The organism is Streptomyces sp. PTL18, from assembly GCF_059510295.1.
This window is the reverse complement of the sequence record NZ_JCAJZO010000006.1, coordinates 374,428-391,621: the sequence shown is the minus strand read 5'-3', so window position 1 is coordinate 391,621 and position 17,194 is coordinate 374,428. Positions and strand designations below refer to the sequence as shown.

Sequence of the window (17,194 nt, the reverse complement as noted above, 5' to 3'; positions counted from 1 at the left end):
CACCACCAGGAGGGGACATGACCACGACGGCCAGGGAGTACCTGCGCGTCTCGAAGGGCAAGGGGCGCGTTGCCCGCAGCATCACCGACCAGCACCGGGACAACATCAACGCCGAGAAGGAGCACGGCCCGTGGGAATGGGGTGAGGCGTACGCCGACACGGGCAGTGCATCGAAGTTCGCCCGGAAGACACGGGATGACTTCGACCGGCTCATGGCCGATCTGGAGTCCAAGGAATTCGGCGACCCGGGGACCGTGCTCGTTCTGTGGGAGATCTCCCGTCTCGCCCGTGAGACCGGTAAGGGCGTGGCCCTGGTGGACGCCGCCGAGTTGGGCGGATACCTGATCCACGTCACCAGCCTTGACCGCACCTTCAACCCCCAGAACTACGGGGACCGCCACAGCCTGATCTCCGGCATCAACGATGCCGAGAAAGAGGCCAGGCTGTTGTCCGTCCGTACGCTGCGCGGTGTGAACTCCGCGTTGGATGAGGGCAGGCCGCACGGGAAGACCCCGTTCGGGTACGCCAGGGACTACGAACTCATTGACGGCCGTCCACGGCCCGTGAGGCAGTACCCGAACCCCGAAGAGGCACCGCTGGTACAGGAACTGTTCCGGCGCGTCCTGGGGACGCCTGAGAAGGCGCCTGAGTCCATCCGGGCGGTGGCCATGGATTGGGAGCGGCGCGGCATTGTCAGCCGCGAGAATGGGGCCACGTTCTCACCGCAGAACCTGCGCCAGATGCTCATGCGTAAGGCGTACATCGGGGTCCGTGTCCACGGTGGCAGTGAGCGCCCTGGTAACTGGCAACCAATCATCGAGCCGGAGACCTTCGAGGCCGTACAGCGGTTGCTCGCCGATCCGTCACGGAAGACGCACACCACGACCAGCGTGCGCCACGTCCTCACCGGCACGCTGCGCTGCGACCTCTGCGGTGGACGCATGGGGGTCCGTAAAGGCAGCAACCGCCAGATCCGCCCGGTGTACGCCTGCTACGCGTACGGGCATCTGCGGATCGATAAGGCGGAGACGGACGCCATCCTGATCGGAGACACGGAACACCCCGGCGTGATCCTGGACTATCTGTCCGACGAGAACCTGATTGCCGAACTGTCCGGCAGCAGCGACGACACCGAGTTGTCCGCCGTGCGCGCCGACATCGCCACGGCGCGCACCACCCTGGAGGCGTTCGAGACGGAGGACCCGGAGACTCCGGCGGAGGCGCGCATCATCGCCCGGAAGATCTCCACCTTGGAGTCCACCATCAGGGAGTTGCAGGAGCGCGAGAGGACCCTCACAGCGCCCAATCCCCTGGCGTCCATGTTCGAGGTGGGGCCGGGCGCTGCGGAGCGCTGGGAGGCCACGGAGGTCACCGCGCAACGCGCTATCGCAGCCCTGCTGTTCGCCCCTGGCGTAATTGGACAGCCTCACGTTCGGCGAGTCGAGGACAGTGAGTCAGAGTCGGTTATGGACAGGCTCCGGTTCGTAAAATCCGAGGACTGACCAGCCAGGATGCCCGTCTTCTAGTGGGCACGCCTTAGGTAAAGAGACAGCACAACTCAAAAGTAAAGGCACCACAGAACGGCCGTGGGGCGGGTGGAACCCCCCTCATGGCCGTTCTTTCTGCCCGATACATTTGGTACTGCCGTTGGGAAAGGAGAGTCCCCGGCCGTAACGACGCGGTGTCGTTGCGTCGGCCTGCTCTCCTGAAGGAATGGCAATGCACTGTGCCCCAGTGCCATCCGATCTGATCGGACCCAATCGCGCGGCGGAGATACTTCGTATCGGTCGCACCACGGTCTACCGCATGATCGAGCGCGGCGAACTGACCGGATACAAGGTCACGTCCGGACTCACCCGAGTGTCTGAGGCAGAGGTGCGCGCGCACATTGACGTGACCACCCCGACGGCCCTGGACCTTTACGTCCGGCGCGTTGTCGACAACGCCCCCGCGCTTACCCCAGAGCACCGCGAAAAGCTGCTCTCTCTGCTCGCACCTGCGCCTTCACAGGATCAGGCTGCGTGAACCATCACCACCCGATGAAAGGCACAACCATGTCTGAAACAGAACCCGAATGGGTCGCACGGCTCGAAGAAAAGATCGACCGACTCTTGGGGGCGTTGGTCGACTGCGTCTTCGAGGACAACACCGAGGACGAGACAACTGACTGACCAATGAGAAACCGCCCCGGGTCAGGTACACCGGGGCGATCTCAATCACCACCCGATGAAAGCAGCATGACATGACGACGTAGCGCATAGGGACCGGCCGGAGGAGAGGAGCCCCGCCTAGTGCGGGGTCTGACGTCCCAGTCCCAAAACCGCAACCGCCCCGGAGAGGGAGAGGAATCCCACCGGGGCGGTCACACCAAAAGGAGTTACCTCCAGCATGGCACATGCTTTGCCTCTTCCGTCCTCTCCAGAGGCGGAGCCGGACTTCCTTGGATGGGCTCTCTTCTACGCCCAGCAAGGCTGGTCAGTTTTCCCGCTGCGCCCCCTCTCGAAGGTTCCTGCCACCGCCCACGGCTTCAAGGACGCGACCACCGACCCGGAGGTCATCTCCGCATGGTGGACCCAGACCCCGAACGCCAACATCGGCATTGCTACGGGGATCTCGGGCGCGCTCGTGGTGGACGTGGACACCAAAGCCGGGAAGGTGGGCGCGAAGACCTACGCCGAGTTGGTCTCGGAGTTCGGCGAGTTCCCCGAGACCTTCACCGTGCAGACCCACTCGGGCGGGTGGCATCACTACTTCCTGATGCCGGAGCCACGGCTCGGGAACACGACCGGCACCATAAAGGCCGGACTCGGGCCGGACATCGACACCCGGGGGGATGGCGGATACGTCGTGGCCCCGCCCTCCGTGGTGGAGGACAACGGCGTACGCGGTCAGTACCGGGTCACCGTGCAGGCTCCGCCCGCAGAACTCCCGGCATGGGTTGCCGACAAACTGACCCCTCGAAAGCCCTACGCGCGCCCAGGACGGCCGAGTGCGGTCCCGGAGGACCGGACGGCCGTGGACACCCCAGAAGGCTTCCAGGGGACCCCTGAGGGGCTGCGTAAGCGCGTTGCTGTCCTACTTCAGGAGATCCGAGATCTCCCGGTAGGCGGTCCAGCCACGCAGCCGGTCAACGACCGCGCCTTGTGGCTCGGGCATTTCGTGCCCCGCTATCTCCATGAGGACGAGATCCGTGCGCAGTTGTGTGCGGCCGTGGAGTCCTGGAAGGACGGCCACGAGAAAGGGTTCAAGGCCATCGATACAGGGCTCAGTGACGGCATAGCCCACCCACGGGAATGGCAGGAGCGGCGCACGCGACGGACTGCGCCCCGCACTAGCGATCAATTCGAGGACTCGTTCCTTGCGGAGTCCGTGGTGTCCGACGTTCTGGCCGGTATATACCGCTTTGTTCCAGGGCTCGAATGGAAAGCTTGGACCGGCAAAGTCTGGCGTCAGTGCGACGAGTTGGAGGTGGCCGAACAGGTCCGACAGTGGGCAGTCCGGCAATACCAGGGCGCTTTGAATCAGGAGCGCCAGGAGCCGGGCAGTGTCCCCATGGAGGTCATCACCGGATGGCGACGGGCATTGAGGGCCGACAAACAGACCACCATCCTGAAGATGACTCGGGGTTTTGAGGGCGTGTTCACCACGCCTGAAGAACTCGACCGCGACCACGACAAGCTGAACGCTCAAAACGGCGTGGTGGACCTCATCACGGGTGAACTGCTGCCGCATGACCCGGACTTCCTCATGACAAAGGTGGCGGGCGCGGAGTACCGCCCTGGCTATCGGCACCCGGACTGGGACAAGGCATTGGAAGCCGTGCCGGGGGACATCCGCGATTGGCTTCAACTCCGGCAGGGACAGGCGGCCACCGGGCATACACCGCCGGATGACCTACTCGTTGTCTTCCAGGGTTCGGGTGAGAACGGGAAGACGACCGAAAACGCGGCCGTTGCAAAAGCCCTGGGTGACTACTTCACGTTGCTCTCAGACCGTGTGCTGATGGCAGATCCATCAGCACATCCCACCGAACTCATGGATCTGATGGGCGTGCGTTTCGCCGTCCTGGAAGAAACGCCGGAGGCACGCAGGCTGGACACGCAGCGTCTCAAGCGCACGGTAGGTACGCCGCAGATCAAAGCCAGGCGGATGCGTCAGGACCCGGTGACGTACACCGCCACGCACGCCATGTTCATCTCTACGAACTTCCGGCCGGAGATCACAGAGACCGACCACGGGTCATGGCGCCGCCTTGCACTGGCCACATTCCCCTACCGCTTCCGTAAGCCTGGGGAAGAGTTGTTGAGCCCGGATGACCGGCATGGAGACCCGGGGCTCAGGGCTCGATGTGAAAACGACCCTGACGTGCGTGCGGCGGTACTCACCTGGCTGGTCGAGGGTGCGCAGCGCTGGTATGCGGCCGACAAGGTAATGCCACCGCTTCCCGAACGGGTTGAGGCCGACACCTTTGAGTGGCGCAAGGAATCGGATATGGCGCTCGCGTTCATCACCGAGCAGTTGGTGTTCGACCCGGACCGGCATGTCCGTGCCTCCGATCTCCTGGAGGAGTTGAACCGGTGGTTGGCTGAGAAGCGGATGAATGCGTGGAATGCCAAGACCGTGGCAACGCGGCTCGGAGGACACGACGAGTTCCGCCGCCGGGGCGTGGTCAACAAGCCGGTGAAGGCGAGCGAGAAGATCTCGGAGCCCGTCCGCGAGCCCGGGTTCTTCGAGCCGTACAAGCCCCGTCCGTCGACCTACAAAGCATGGGTCGGTGTCCGCTTCCGCACGGCCACGGACGATGTGGAAGAAGCCATCCAGGACACCGGAGAGGAGCCTCCGGTTACCGCAGTTACCGCAGCGGTTGTTCCTCCTTACGAGACCTCGTTTGCCCAGAGTTACAACCCTTCCGGTAACTACGGTAACTGCCCTGGTCAGAGCCAGTCCCCGACTCCGATTCGGCGCGCTGGCCGTCCGTTCGTACCCCCGGGCGGCAATGACGCGCCGCCCGCCGCATAGCCCTAAGGAGACCCGTGACTCACATCGACCGCCGCGCGATGGACGCGGCGTACACCACGGCCCTTGAGCAGTTCTGGGCCACTCACCCGATGCCGGAGCCCATGGAATTCCCGTGCCCGCAGTGCTCCGCTCCGGCCGGGGACCCGTGCGTCATGAACAACGGCAGGACAGCCCCTCACGCCTCCCGTGCCGTCCGGGCGATACGGGCCGCTATCAAGTGGGCCAGGGATGGAGAACGGGCCGCAGAGGCGGCCGTAGAAGCGCTGCACGAGTCCGAGCTGTAACCCGCCGCATAAGAACTGTGGCCACCCCCGGATGCCTGCCAGGGGTGGCCACCAATCCCATTCCGAGTGGTTGGAAGAAGGAGGAGGTGATCGTATGTCGCCCATACCCGTGATCGCCATGTGCGGTCTCACACGGCCACGCCGTGAGGACAGCCCTTGTCTGCGAAAGCCAGGGCATCGAGGACATCACCGGGACCGGTTCGGTATCCAGTGGCCGAACAGGGAGCGGCGAACAAAGCGTCAGCCCTATGTCCGGCCAGGCCTTGACCGATTCCCTGGGCAGCCTGGCCGGTATCTCCCGCCGCACAAGCGGGAGCCTGTTCTCGCGAATGCCGAATAAGGCCAGGTCACCCCGATCGCCGGCTCGGGGGATCCATTTCCTCGGTACTGTCGTTCCCGACGGGATCGCCCGGCCCCCGTCCAAAGAAGTCCGGAGTGGAACTCATCCCCTGTGTCCCGGGGGATGGCGACCTGAAAGGGGACCTGCCGTGGACTATGGCATGGGCTACAACTACGGCAGCGGCGACGGCTACGACGCCGACGAGTACGAAGTAGAAGAGCAGCCCCCGCAGCGCCAACGGCGCGACGGACGGGGCCTTAGGCAGTACGCGCAGAGCGTCGCCAAGGAAAACGCAGACTTGAAGGAAAGGCTGCGAGAGCTGGAGGAAGCGAACCGCGATTTGCTGGCCACTGGCCCGCAGTCACCGGGGTACGCCCCTCAGAACGGCCAGCAGCCAGGTGGATATGCACATCCGCGCTCGCCGATGCTCACTCCGGAAGAGCAGATGCAGATGCAGCGGATGCAAGAAATGGGCGTTGTGGGCGTCGCCCCGCCCATGGGCTCTGATCGCGAGCAGGCCGCCCGGATCAACGCGGCTCAGAGTCCGCAGGAACTCATGGAGTATCTGCGGAGCCAGGGCAACACGAACGGCACCCAGAACTACCAGGGAATGGGGTACTGATGGACGCGAACATCCGAGCAGTCCCGGGCACCGACCTTTCCGGTGATCCTGGCCACGAGGGCGGCTCTCAGCCCATGAACGCGCTCAAGGGTGGCTGCGCTGCGGCCTACACCCAGCAGCCGCTCAGCGGGGCGAACACGGGCGCACAGCGCCCCGGACCGAACGCCACGGACTCCGAGTCTCCCGACTCCGGGTTCATGGGCGGTTCCATGCAGACCTACTCCGGGCCGACGGCCGGAATCTGAGCATGCGTCTGTGAGGCGTGCATTCACGCTGAGGATCGTTCAGGCGTCATGACCTACCGGCGCGAATGAGGCCCGACAGGCGCAGAGAAAATCCCCCGGGTGACGGACCGGGGGATTTCTCTTTATTTATGCCTTCAGAGGCTGCATTTCCCTTGAAATTGAAGGGAATGGGTCAGTTCTTTGGGACATGCGCGCGGAAGGGTGATGACTACTCCCCTCCTCCCCGTTCATCCCCCGCACACTCCCCCGCGCGCAGCGCTCCCCCTACGGCTCTTGTTGCCCTTCCTGGTCTTTCGGGTAGAGCCTGCGCCATTCGGCGTCCCGCTGTGCGGCACGCTGGCGCAGGGTGCGGATGTCTTCTTCGGTGGCCTTGATGCTGGCGCGTGCCTGGCCGATCAGCCACATGGCGACCATTCCGGCGATGAACTCGGTCACGTACCCGCCAGATTCTCGTAGTGGTCGCACAGGGCGTTGACGGAGCGGGCCAGTTTCCTTGCCACGGCCAGCCGTACGGCCGGGGTTGCCTCGGTCCATCCCAGGCGCAGCCGCATTCGCGCTTCTCCTGAGCACGCCATGGCGCATGCCCTGGGAACGTCGTCCGCCGGTAGAGGCCTGGCCATGTTCTCGACTTCGGGGATGAGAAGTTGGAGGTGTCCGCGCAGCAGCGCGTTCAGCGTCTCCAGTTCCTCCGGTTCGGGTGCCGGGAACTCCGGGTCGATCAGGCGCAGTGCGCGACAGCGCATTTCGGCCACGTCCGGCGGGCGTGGGTCCGCCTGTTCGATCTGGGGTGGCATGGCGGTAGGTTTCGACATGTCGGCACTCCTCGGGTGTCGGCCACGCCCCGGGAGCCCTGATCCGACTCGCCGGGGTCCTTTCGGCTCCCACGGTATCTGGGTGTACTACCCCCTGCTACCCCCCATGGGTAGCTATGGCAGGACTAGGGCAGTCACCTAACGTCCCGGATCATGAGCGCTATCGACCGTGAGGGACCCGTTCCGCCGTACCGGCAGATCGCCGATGACCTTCGTCGGCAGATCAAGGACGGCACCATCCCCATGGGTCGTCGCATTCCGAGCATCGTGGAGATGGAGGCCACCTACGGGGTGGCCCGAGACACGCTGCGCAAGGCCGTTCAGGTGCTCAAGGACGAAGGACTCGTGGAGACCGTCACCGGTATGGGGATCTTCGTCCGCCAGCCGCCGGAGTAGAGCCCCGACTCGTTGACCACGTACTTGTTGGGGTTGCCGCGCTTACCCTCGTTTGAAACGACGGTATTCCGTTCGTCCTGGTCACCGACCCTGAGAGGTCTGGCGCGCATGTGAGGGGTGGGTTCAGCCCAGCCCAGCAGCCCCGGTTTAACACCCCCGGGTCAGAGCCGGCGGCTCAGCCCTCTGACCTGCGAGGATGCGCGCCAGCGGCGCGGCGGGGACGTTTGCGCTCGCGTTGCTCGCCTGTGGCGCAGGCTCGGCGCAGTCCGCTGGCCTGCGGGTTCGTCTACATGTACGGACTGTGCGGCGTTGCTGGGCAACGAGGCGCAAAGCATGGCAACGATTGACCCACGGAAAAGTCACGGCCAGGCAATGCCGGGATGCCTGCGCCGTGCATGCATGGCCAGTGAAACAGCGGTGCCGTGCTGGCCGCGCGTTCAGCGCGTGCATCTCTTCCAAGGGCAAGATCACCTGCGTGATCACGGGCATCGGAGTGACCTACGGGATGCCACACATGGAGAGCCTTGAGCGTGGCCGTGCTGGCACGGCTCCGGCGGGGCCAGTGCTGGCCGCCCAGGGCAGCTCTGCCAGTCTCCGGCGGACCGGCCGGACGGCCGGAGCGGGGCGCCCTGTCGGCCGTCTCAGGGGCGCCCAGAGGGGCGAGTGTTTGCAGTCAGCAAATCCAGCGTGATCCGCATGACTATGCAGCGCTGTGACCTGCGGTGATGTCCGGACCATGATCACGGGCTCTGGTCACCGAACGTGCTACCTCATGTGGAACGTTGTCCGTGGAGAAGAAGAAGACCGGCACGCTGCCGTCGTCGTCGAGGTGTGCGGACAGCCCGAGCACGCGTTCGGCGAGCGCCTGCACGCTGCCGTCCTTGTAGTACGGCCGCATGGAGCCGGAGTGGTCGACGACCAGATAGACGGCGGCCCGCTGACCCCCGAGCCCGTGCTTGCGCAGCGAGACGCCGGCGGTTTTGTAGAGGCTGACCAGCGCGGGCGCGGTCTGCTCCACCTTGGTCAGGCTGATCGCTGCCATGCGGCTCCCTTTCGGTGCGGGCGGGCAGGCCGAGGCTACGTCACCCCAGCCCCGCGTTCCCTCCACTCACCGGCATTCGCTACCTTGTTCGCCGCCGTCCCCACCGGCTCGTTCCCGTCCCTTCCCGTCCAGGAGCCGGTCGTGCAGCCCGAGTCCGCCCTCACCGCCTGCTACCGCCACCCCAAGGTGGAGTCCCACGTCCGGTGCACGCGCTGCGACCGGTACATCTGCCCGGACTGCATGCGCGAGGCCGCCGTCGGGCACCAGTGCGTGGAGTGCGTCAAGGAGGGCGCGCGGTCGGTGCGCCAGGCTCGCACGGCGTTCGGCGGCCGGATCGCCACGGCACCGGTCGTGACGTACGTCCTGATCGGCCTCAACGTCCTGGCCTACCTGGGCGAGTTGGTGCGCCCGGCCATCGTGGACCGGTTCGCCATGCTGGGCGCCGGTCTCGTGGGTCCGGACGGCGGCCACTACCTGTGGACGCACCCCTGTCCGCCCGGGCTGCACGCCGAGGGACTCGTCGGCGGACAGTGGGAGCGGCTGCTGACCGGCGCGTTCCTGCACGTGCCGGCCACCGAGGCGACGTTCGGGGTCCTGCACATCGTGATGAACATGGTCGCGCTGTGGAACATCGGCCGGGTCGTGGAGGCACAGCTGGGCCGCATCCGCTACATCACGCTCTACCTGCTGTCGGCCCTCGGCGGCTCGGTCCTCGTGCTGCTGATCGCCCCGGACACCCCGACGATCGGCGCGTCCGGCGCCATCTTCGGTCTGGGCGCCGCCTACTACGTGATGGCCCGCCGACTGGGCGCCGACATGAGCATCGTCAACCGCTCCATGGCGGGCCTGCTGCTGTGGCTGCTGATCTCCGCGGGCCTCACGTCCTGGCAGGCGCACCTCGGCGGCCTGCTGACGGGCGGTCCGGTGACGGCGGCGTACGCGTACGTGCCCCGGGGCCCGCGCCGCGGTCTGCTCCAGGCGGCGGCGTGCGCGGGGGTCCTGGTGCTGCTGGTGCTGCTGACCGCGGGCAAGGTCACTGAGCTGACCGGCTGACAGGTGAGCCGGCACGGCCGGTGAGCACCCAGGCGTCGGCTGCCGGAGGGCGGGCAAGCGACGGCGCCTGCCAGTCGTCCGGTCGGGGACAGGTGGCAGGCGCCGTCTGTGTTCCGTACGCCGTTGTACGGGACGAATATGAGTGACCGTCAGGTCATCTGTCGTCGCGGGGACGTCAGACCATCAGCGCCCGGTCCGTCGGACGGATCGGGGCAGGCAGGTCGCTGGCGCCGGTGAGGTAGCGGTCGACGCCGCGGGCTGCCGAGCGGCCCTCGGCGATCGCCCAGACGATCAGCGACTGGCCGCGGCCCGCGTCACCGGCCACGAACACACCCGGCACGTTGGTCCGGAAGTCGGCGTCGCGCGCGATGCTGCCGCGCTCGTCCAGCTCCAGGCCGAGCTGCTCGACCAGGCCGTTCTGCTGGTCGGTGCCGGTGAAGCCCATGGCGAGGGTGACCAGCTGGGCGGGGATCCTGCGCTCGGTGCCCGGCTTCGGCGTCAGCCTGCCGTCGATGAACTCGACCTCGGTCAGGTGCAGCCACTGCACGTTGCCGTCCTCGTCGCCCTCGAAGTGGGTCGTCGAGACGGAGTAGACCCGCTCGCCGCCCTCCTCGTGCGCGGAGGTGACCTTGTACAGCATCGGGAAGGTCGGCCACGGCTGGTTCACCGGGTGCCGCTCGTCGTTCGGACGGGGCATGATCTCCAGCTGCGTGACGGAGGCCGCGCCCTGCCGGTGGGCGGTGCCCACACAGTCCGCGCCCGTGTCACCGCCGCCGATGACGACGACGTGCTTGCCCTCGGCAGAGATCGGGGCGGTGACGTAGTCGCCCTCCTGGACCTTGTTGGCCAGCGGCAGGTACTCCATCGCCTGATGGACGCCCTTGAGCTCGCGGCCGGGGACCGGCAGCTCGCGGGCGGTGGTGGCGCCCGCGGCGATCACGATCGCGTCGTAGCGCTTGCGCAGGTCCGACGCCTTCAGGTCGCGGCCGATCTCGATGCCGGTACGGAAGCGGGTGCCCTCCGCGCGCATCTGCTCGATACGGCGGTTGATGTGCCGCTTCTCCATCTTGAACTCGGGGATGCCGTAGCGGAGCAGGCCGCCGACGCGGTCCGCGCGCTCGTACACGGCCACCGTGTGGCCGGCCCGGGTCAGCTGCTGGGCGGCGGCCAGACCGGCGGGACCGGAGCCGATGACCGCGACCGTCTTGCCCGACAGGCGCTCGGGGGCCTGCGGCTTGACGTCCCCGCTGTCCCACGCCTTGTCGATGATCGAGACCTCGACGTTCTTGATGGTGACCGGCGGCTGGTTGATGCCGAGCACACACGCCGACTCGCACGGAGCGGGGCACAGGCGGCCGGTGAACTCCGGGAAGTTGTTCGTGGCGTGCAGCCGCTCGGAGGCGGCCGTCCAGTCCTCGCGGTAGGCGTAGTCGTTCCACTCGGGGATGAGGTTCCCGAGCGGACAGCCGTTGTGGCAGAACGGGATGCCGCAGTCCATGCACCGGCTGGCCTGCTTGCTGATGATCGGCAGCAGGGAGCCGGGGACGTAGACCTCGTTCCAGTCCTTGACGCGCTCCTGGACGGGGCGGGACTCGGCGACCTCGCGGCCGTGGTTCAGGAAGCCCTTGGGATCAGCCATTGGTCGCCGCCTCCATCATCTTCTCGTGGGTCTCGGTCTCGGTCAGACCGGCTCGCTCGGCGGCGTCCTTGGCGGCGAGCACTGCCTTGTACGTGCTGGGAATGATCTTGCTGAAGCGGGTCACGGCGGTGTCCCACTCGGCGAGGAGCTTCTCGGCCACGGTCGAGCCGGTCTCCTCCTGGTGGCGGCGCACCACGTCGTGCAGCCACTGCTCGTCGCCGTCGTCCAGGGCCTCGATGGCGCCGAGGTTGCCGGCGTTGACGTTGTCGCGGTTCAGATCGATGACGTACGCGACACCGCCCGACATGCCGGCCGCGAAGTTGCGGCCCGTCTCGCCGAGGACCACCGCGCGACCGCCGGTCATGTACTCGCAGCCGTGGTCGCCCACACCCTCCGCGACGACCAGCGCACCGGAGTTGCGGACGCAGAACCGCTCGCCGACCTTGCCGCGCAGGAACATCTCACCGCTGGTCGCGCCGTAGGCGAGCGTGTTGCCCGCGATGACGCTGTACTCGGCGAGGTGGTCGGCCGCACGGTCCGGGCGGACGACGACCCGGCCGCCGGACAGGCCCTTGCCGACGTAGTCGTTGGCGTCGCCCTCCAGTCGCAGGGTCACACCGCGCGGCACGAAGGCGCCGAAGGACTGGCCCGCGGAACCGGTGAAGGTGATGTCGATCGTGTCGTCGGGCAGGCCCGCGCCGCCGAACTTCTTCGTCACCTCGTGGCCGAGCATGGTGCCGACCGTGCGGTTGATGTTGCGGATCGCGACCTGGGCGCGCACCGGCTGGGCGTCGGCCTGGGAGTCCGCGTTCAGGGCGTCGGCGGCCAGCTTGATCAGCTCGTTGTCGAGCGCCTTCTCCAGGCCGTGGTCCTGCGCGATGACCTGGTGGCGCACCGCGCCCTCGGCCAGCTCGGGCACGTGGAACAGCGGCTCCAGGTCCAGGCCCTGCGCCTTCCAGTGGTTCACCGCGCGGGTCACGTCGAGGACCTCGGCGTGGCCGACGGCCTCCTCGATGGAGCGGAAGCCCAGCTCGGCGAGCAGTTCGCGGACCTCCTCGGCGATGAACTGGAAGAAGTTCACGACGAACTCGGCCTTGCCGGAGAACCGCTCGCGCAGCACCGGGTTCTGCGTGGCGATGCCGACCGGGCAGGTGTCCAGGTGGCAGACGCGCATCATGACGCAGCCGGAGACGACGAGCGGCGCGGTCGCGAAACCGAACTCCTCGGCGCCGAGCAGCGCGGCGATGACCACGTCACGGCCGGTCTTCAGCTGGCCGTCGGTCTGCACGACGATGCGGTCGCGCAGGCCGTTGAGCAGCAGGGTCTGCTGGGTCTCGGCCAGGCCGAGCTCCCAGGGACCGCCGGCGTGCTTCAGCGACGTCAGCGGGGAGGCACCCGTACCGCCGTCGTGACCGGAGATCAGGACGACGTCCGCGTGCGCCTTGGAGACACCCGCGGCGACCGTACCGACGCCGACCTCGGAGACCAGCTTCACGTGGATGCGGGCCTGCGGGTTGGCGTTCTTCAGATCGTGGATCAGCTGCGCCAGGTCCTCGATGGAGTAGATGTCGTGGTGCGGCGGCGGGGAGATGAGCCCCACGCCCGGCGTCGAGTGCCGGGTCTTCGCCACCCACGGGTACACCTTGTGGCCGGGCAGCTGGCCGCCCTCGCCGGGCTTGGCGCCCTGGGCCATCTTGATCTGGATGTCGTCCGCGTTGACCAGGTACTCGGAGGTCACGCCGAAGCGGCCGGAGGCGACCTGCTTGATCGCCGAGCGGCGCGCCGGGTCGTACAGGCGCTCCGGGTCCTCGCCGCCCTCACCGGTGTTGGACTTGCCGCCCAGCTGGTTCATGGCGATGGCGAGGGTCTCGTGCGCCTCCCGGGAGATGGAGCCGTACGACATGGCACCCGTGGAGAACCGCTTGACGATCGACGAGACCGGCTCGACCTCCTCGATCGGGATCGGCTTCCGGTCCGACGTGAAGCCGAACAGGCCGCGCAGCGTCATCAGGCGCTCGGACTGCTCGTTCACACGGGCCGTGTACTTCTTGAAGACGTCGTAGCGGCCGGTGCGCGTGGAGTGCTGGAGACGGAAGACGGTCTCCGGGTCGAACAGGTGCGGCTCGCCCTCGCGACGCCACTGGTACTCGCCGCCGATCTCCAGCGCGCGGTGCGCGGGAGCGATGCCGGAGGCCGGGTAGGCCTTGGCGTGGCGGGCGGCGACCTCCTTGGCGATGACGTCGATGCCGACGCCGCCGATCTTGGTGGCGGTGCCGCTGAAGTAGTTGCCGACGAAGGCTTCGTCGAGACCGACGGCCTCGAAGACCTGGGCACCTCGGTAGGAGGCGACGGTGGAGATGCCCATCTTGGACATGACCTTCAGGACGCCCTTGCCGAGGGCGTGGATGAGGTTGCGGAGGGCCTTCTCGGGCTCGACTCCGGGCAGGAACGTCCCCGCACGGACCAGGTCCTCGACGGACTCCATCGCCAGGTACGGGTTGACGGCGGCGGCGCCGTAACCGATGAGCAGGGCGACGTGGTGGACCTCGCGGACGTCGCCGGCCTCGACCAGCAGGCCCACCTGGGTGCGCTGCTTGGTGCGGATGAGGTGGTGGTGGACGGCCGCGGTGAGCAGCAGCGACGGGATCGGCGCGTGCTCGGCGTCCGAGTGGCGGTCGGACAGGACGATCAGGCGGGCACCGTTGTCGATGGCGGCGTCGGCCTCGGCGCAGATCTCCTCGAGGCGCGCGGCGAGGGCGTCACCGCCGCCGTGCACCCGGTAGAGCCCGGAGAGGGTGGCGGCCTTGAAGCCGGGCATGTCGCCGTCTGCGTTGATGTGGATGAGCTTGGCCAGCTCGTCGTTGTCGATCACAGGGAAGGGCAGGGTGACGCTCCGGCACGACGCGGCGGTCGGCTCCAGGAGGTTGCCCTCGGGACCCAGCGACGAGCGCAGCGAGGTGACCAGCTCCTCGCGGATCGCGTCCAGCGGCGGGTTGGTGACCTGGGCGAACAGCTGGGTGAAGTAGTCGAAGAGCAGACGCGGACGCTCGGAGAGCGCGGCGATCGGCGAGTCGGTGCCCATGGAGCCGATCGGCTCGGCGCCGGTCTTGGCCATCGGCGCGAGGATCACGCGCAGCTCTTCCTCGGTGTAGCCGAAGGTCTGCTGGCGGCGGGTGACCGAGGCGTGGGTGTGCACGATGTGCTCGCGCTCGGGCAGGTCGCCCAGCTCGATCTCGCCGGCCTCCAGCCACTCGGCGTAGGGCTGCTCGGCGGCGAGGGCCGCCTTGATCTCGTCGTCCTCGATGATGCGGTGCTCGGCGGTGTCGACGAGGAACATGCGGCCCGGCTGCAGGCGGCCCTTGCGGACGACCTTGGCGGGGTCGATGTCGAGGACGCCGACCTCGGAGCCGAGGACGACCAGGCCGTCGTCGGTCACCCAGTAGCGGCCGGGGCGCAGGCCGTTGCGGTCGAGCACGGCGCCGACCTGGGTGCCGTCGGTGAAGGTGACGCAGGCCGGGCCGTCCCAGGGCTCCATCATCGTGGAGTGGAACTGGTAGAAGGCGCGCCGGGCCGGGTCCATGGAGTCGTGGTTCTCCCACGCCTCGGGAATCATCATCAGCACGGAGTGCGGCAGGGAGCGGCCGCCGAGGTGGAGCAGCTCGAGCACCTCGTCGAAGGAGGCCGAGTCGGAGGCGTCCGGGGTGCAGATCGGGAAGATCCGCTCCAGCTTCTCCTGCGGTCCGAACAGGTCGGAGATCAGCTGCGACTCGCGGGCGCGCATCCAGTTGCGGTTGCCCTTGACCGTGTTGATCTCGCCGTTGTGCGCGACGAAGCGGTACGGGTGGGCGAGCGGCCAGCTCGGGAAGGTGTTCGTGGAGAACCGCGAGTGGACCAGCGCGACGGCCGTGGCGAAGCGGCGGTCGGACAGGTCCGGGAAGAAGGGCTCGAGCTGGCCGGTGGTCAGCATGCCCTTGTAGACGATCGTGCGCGCGGAGAGCGACGGGAAGTACACGCCGACCTCACGTTCGGCGCGCTTGCGCAGGACGAACGCGTTGCGGTCGAGGTCGATGCCCTTGCTCCCGCCGTCCGTCACGAACAGCTGGCGGAAGACGGGCATCGTGGAGCGGGCGGTGGCACCGAGCAGCTCGGGCGCGACCGGCACTTCGCGCCAGCCGAGGACGGTCATACCCTCCTCAGCGGCGATCGACTCGATCTGCGAGGCGGCCCCGTCGGCGCCGTCCTCGGGCAGGAACGCGATGCCGACGGCGTAGGCACCCGCCTCGGGCAGCTCGAATCCGGCCACCTCACGGAAGAAGGCGTCGGGCACCTGGGAGAGGATGCCGGCGCCGTCACCCGAGTCGGGCTCGGAGCCGGTGGCACCGCGGTGTTCCAGGTTGCGCAGCACCGTGAGCGCCTGCTCGACCAGCGCGTGGCTCGCCTCGCCGGTGAGGGTGGCCACGAAGCCGACGCCACAGGCGTCGTGCTCGTTGCGGGGGTCGTACATACCCTGCGCAGCAGGGCGAGCATCCATGAAGGACCAGTTCTGGCCATTCGCGGAGTGCTGGGACGGCTGGCGCGGCGTACGCATCGGCTCTCCCGTCGTCGTCATGTGGCATATGCAGGTGCCGAGGGACGACGTTGGCCCTCTGCGAAGAGTGCAAAATTTCGTGCAGGTTACATGATGGAGCGGTTCTCGGGAACCGGGATACACCGTTCCAACATGCGGACATCGCCGGGGCGTGGCGCGGTTTCACGCACGGCGATGGAAGTGGAGGGGGCGCAAGCGGACAGATCAGTGTCCGTCGACCCGGAGCGGAGGGCAACATCGCCCACCGTGAGGGGGTGCGGAGCAGGCGTCATTGCCCGCGGCGCTTACGGCTCATGCCCGCTGTTCAAGCATGCGAAACCGTCGAGTAACAACTATTTATGCGGTCCCTCGCATAACTAGCCCGCCCTATCGTACGGCCGTACCGAACAAAGTGCCCAGGACGTACGTCACACCGGCCGCGGCACCGCCGAGGGCGAGCTGCCTGAGCCCGCTGTACCACCAGCTGCGGGCGGTCACCCTGGCCACGACCGCGCCGCAGGCGAACAGGCCGACGAGGGCGAGAAGGACGGCGGGCCACAGGGCGTGGGCGCCGAGCAGATAGGGCAGGAGAGGCAGCAGGGCGCCGAGCGCGAAGGACCCGAAGCTGGAGACGGCGGCCACCACAGGGGAGGGCAGGTCGCCCGGGTCGATGCCGAGCTCCTCGCGGGCGTGTATCTCCAGAGCCTGCTCGGGATCACGGGAGAGCTGCCTGGCGACCTCACGCGCGAGGGCGGGCTCGACCCCGCGCGCCTCGTACAGCGCGGCCAGCTCCTCCTCCTCGTCCTGCGGGTGCTTCCTGAGCTCCCGCCGCTCGACGTCGAGCTCGGCCTCGACGAGCTCACGCTGCGAGGCGACGGAGGTGTACTCGCCGGCGGCCATGGAGAAGGCCCCGGCGGCCAGACCCGCGAGTCCGGTGATGATGATGGTCTGCTGGCTGACGGACCCGCCGGCGACACCCGTCATCAGGGCCAGGTTGGAGACGAGCCCGTCCATCGCGCCGAAGACGGCCGGGCGCAGCCAGCCACCGTTGACGTCACGGTGGGTGTGGTTGTCCCGGTGCGCCTCGTGCAGCGTCGCTTCGATCTCGATGATGGCCATGAGGGGTCCCCCCAGGAAGCTTAGGCAAAGCTAAGTTTGGACACGTTCTATCTTTC

14 protein-coding genes and 1 pseudogene are annotated in these 17,194 nt (G+C 67.5%); 9 read left to right on the top strand and 6 right to left on the bottom strand.

Annotated features, from left to right (window positions below):
- Positions 1-17: 17 nt before the first annotated feature.
- From AC5WS8_RS14980 to AC5WS8_RS14950, 7 genes are all read left to right on the top strand, one after another.
- A complete protein-coding gene (locus tag AC5WS8_RS14980) occupies positions 18-1,502 on the top strand; it encodes a recombinase family protein (protein ID WP_496103862.1) in 1,485 nt (494 codons plus the stop codon).
- A gap of 232 nt (positions 1,503-1,734) precedes the next feature.
- A complete protein-coding gene (locus AC5WS8_RS14975; RefSeq protein ID WP_496103861.1) occupies positions 1,735-2,025 on the top strand; it encodes a helix-turn-helix domain-containing protein in 291 nt (96 codons plus the stop codon).
- Entirely contained in the window at positions 2,022-2,171 is a 150-nt protein-coding gene (locus AC5WS8_RS14970) for a hypothetical protein (RefSeq protein ID WP_496103860.1), read from the top strand. The genes AC5WS8_RS14975 and AC5WS8_RS14970 overlap by 4 nt, the downstream gene beginning before the upstream one ends.
- Positions 2,172-2,388: 217 nt before the next feature.
- Complete coding sequence (locus AC5WS8_RS14965; protein ID WP_496103859.1) at positions 2,389-5,019, top strand: phage/plasmid primase, P4 family; 2,631 nt, start codon at positions 2,389-2,391, stop codon at positions 5,017-5,019.
- Between the two features lie 14 nt (positions 5,020-5,033).
- A complete protein-coding gene (locus tag AC5WS8_RS14960; protein WP_496103858.1) occupies positions 5,034-5,303 on the top strand; it encodes a zinc finger domain-containing protein in 270 nt (89 codons plus the stop codon).
- 488 nt (positions 5,304-5,791) lie between these two features.
- Positions 5,792-6,265, top strand: coding sequence for a hypothetical protein (locus AC5WS8_RS14955; protein WP_496103857.1), 474 nt, complete (start codon positions 5,792-5,794; stop codon positions 6,263-6,265).
- Entirely contained in the window at positions 6,265-6,510 is a 246-nt protein-coding gene (locus AC5WS8_RS14950) for a hypothetical protein (protein ID WP_496103856.1), read from the top strand. The genes AC5WS8_RS14955 and AC5WS8_RS14950 overlap by 1 nt, the downstream gene beginning before the upstream one ends.
- Positions 6,511-6,774: 264 nt before the next feature.
- Here AC5WS8_RS14950 and AC5WS8_RS14945 read toward each other — a convergent pair whose 3' ends face one another.
- Positions 6,775-6,945, bottom strand: a complete 171-nt coding sequence (locus AC5WS8_RS14945) for a hypothetical protein (RefSeq protein WP_496103855.1) — start codon at positions 6,943-6,945, stop codon at positions 6,775-6,777.
- The gene (locus AC5WS8_RS14940; protein ID WP_496103854.1) at positions 6,942-7,322 is read right to left on the bottom strand and encodes a DUF6415 family natural product biosynthesis protein; all 381 of its coding nucleotides are present in this window, start codon (positions 7,320-7,322) and stop codon (positions 6,942-6,944) included. The genes AC5WS8_RS14945 and AC5WS8_RS14940 overlap by 4 nt, the downstream gene beginning before the upstream one ends.
- Positions 7,323-7,475: 153 nt before the next feature.
- Here AC5WS8_RS14940 and AC5WS8_RS14935 point away from each other — a divergent pair, with 153 nt between their 5' ends.
- On the top strand, positions 7,476-7,718 hold the full coding sequence (locus AC5WS8_RS14935) for a GntR family transcriptional regulator (protein WP_496103853.1): 243 nt from the start codon (positions 7,476-7,478) through the stop codon (positions 7,716-7,718).
- Between the two features lie 784 nt (positions 7,719-8,502).
- Here AC5WS8_RS14935 and AC5WS8_RS14930 read toward each other — a convergent pair.
- Positions 8,503-8,760, bottom strand: a pseudogene (locus AC5WS8_RS14930) (VWA domain-containing protein); the annotation flags it as partial.
- 141 nt (positions 8,761-8,901) lie between these two features.
- On the opposite strand from AC5WS8_RS14930, the gene AC5WS8_RS14925 reads away from it, so the two are divergent.
- A complete protein-coding gene (locus AC5WS8_RS14925; protein WP_496103852.1) occupies positions 8,902-9,813 on the top strand; it encodes a rhomboid family intramembrane serine protease in 912 nt (303 codons plus the stop codon).
- Between the two features lie 175 nt (positions 9,814-9,988).
- Here the strand turns inward: AC5WS8_RS14925 and AC5WS8_RS14920 are convergent, their stop codons facing one another.
- The 3 genes from AC5WS8_RS14920 to AC5WS8_RS14910 form a co-directional block, all read right to left on the bottom strand.
- Positions 9,989-11,452, bottom strand: coding sequence for a glutamate synthase subunit beta (locus tag AC5WS8_RS14920; RefSeq protein ID WP_496103851.1), 1,464 nt, complete (start codon positions 11,450-11,452; stop codon positions 9,989-9,991).
- Complete coding sequence (gene gltB, locus AC5WS8_RS14915; protein WP_496103924.1) at positions 11,445-16,040, bottom strand: glutamate synthase large subunit; 4,596 nt, start codon at positions 16,038-16,040, stop codon at positions 11,445-11,447. Before gltB ends, AC5WS8_RS14920 begins: the two co-directional genes overlap by 8 nt.
- 366 nt (positions 16,041-16,406) lie before the next feature.
- Positions 16,407-17,138 carry a VIT1/CCC1 transporter family protein gene (locus tag AC5WS8_RS14910; RefSeq protein WP_496103850.1) on the bottom strand — a complete coding sequence of 244 codons (732 nt, stop codon included), beginning with the start codon at positions 17,136-17,138 and terminating at the stop codon, positions 16,407-16,409.
- Positions 17,139-17,194: the final 56 nt, after the last annotated feature.

Bases quoted from the DNA above. Each gene is read 5' to 3' on its own strand.
- AC5WS8_RS14920 (WP_496103851.1), bottom strand. From the start codon at position 11,452: ATGGCTGATCCCAAGGGCTTCCTGAACCACGGCCGCGAGGTCGCCGAG.
- AC5WS8_RS14910 (WP_496103850.1), bottom strand. From the start codon at position 17,138: ATGGCCATCATCGAGATCGAAGCGACGCTGCACGAGGCGCACCGGGAC.
- AC5WS8_RS14935 (WP_496103853.1), top strand. From the start codon at position 7,476: ATGAGCGCTATCGACCGTGAGGGACCCGTTCCGCCGTACCGGCAGATC.
- AC5WS8_RS14965 (WP_496103859.1), top strand. From the start codon at position 2,389: ATGGCACATGCTTTGCCTCTTCCGTCCTCTCCAGAGGCGGAGCCGGAC.
- AC5WS8_RS14940 (WP_496103854.1), bottom strand. From the start codon at position 7,322: ATGTCGAAACCTACCGCCATGCCACCCCAGATCGAACAGGCGGACCCA.
- gltB (WP_496103924.1), bottom strand. From the start codon at position 16,040: ATGCGTACGCCGCGCCAGCCGTCCCAGCACTCCGCGAATGGCCAGAAC.
- AC5WS8_RS14980 (WP_496103862.1), top strand. From the start codon at position 18: ATGACCACGACGGCCAGGGAGTACCTGCGCGTCTCGAAGGGCAAGGGG.
- AC5WS8_RS14950 (WP_496103856.1), top strand. From the start codon at position 6,265: ATGGACGCGAACATCCGAGCAGTCCCGGGCACCGACCTTTCCGGTGAT.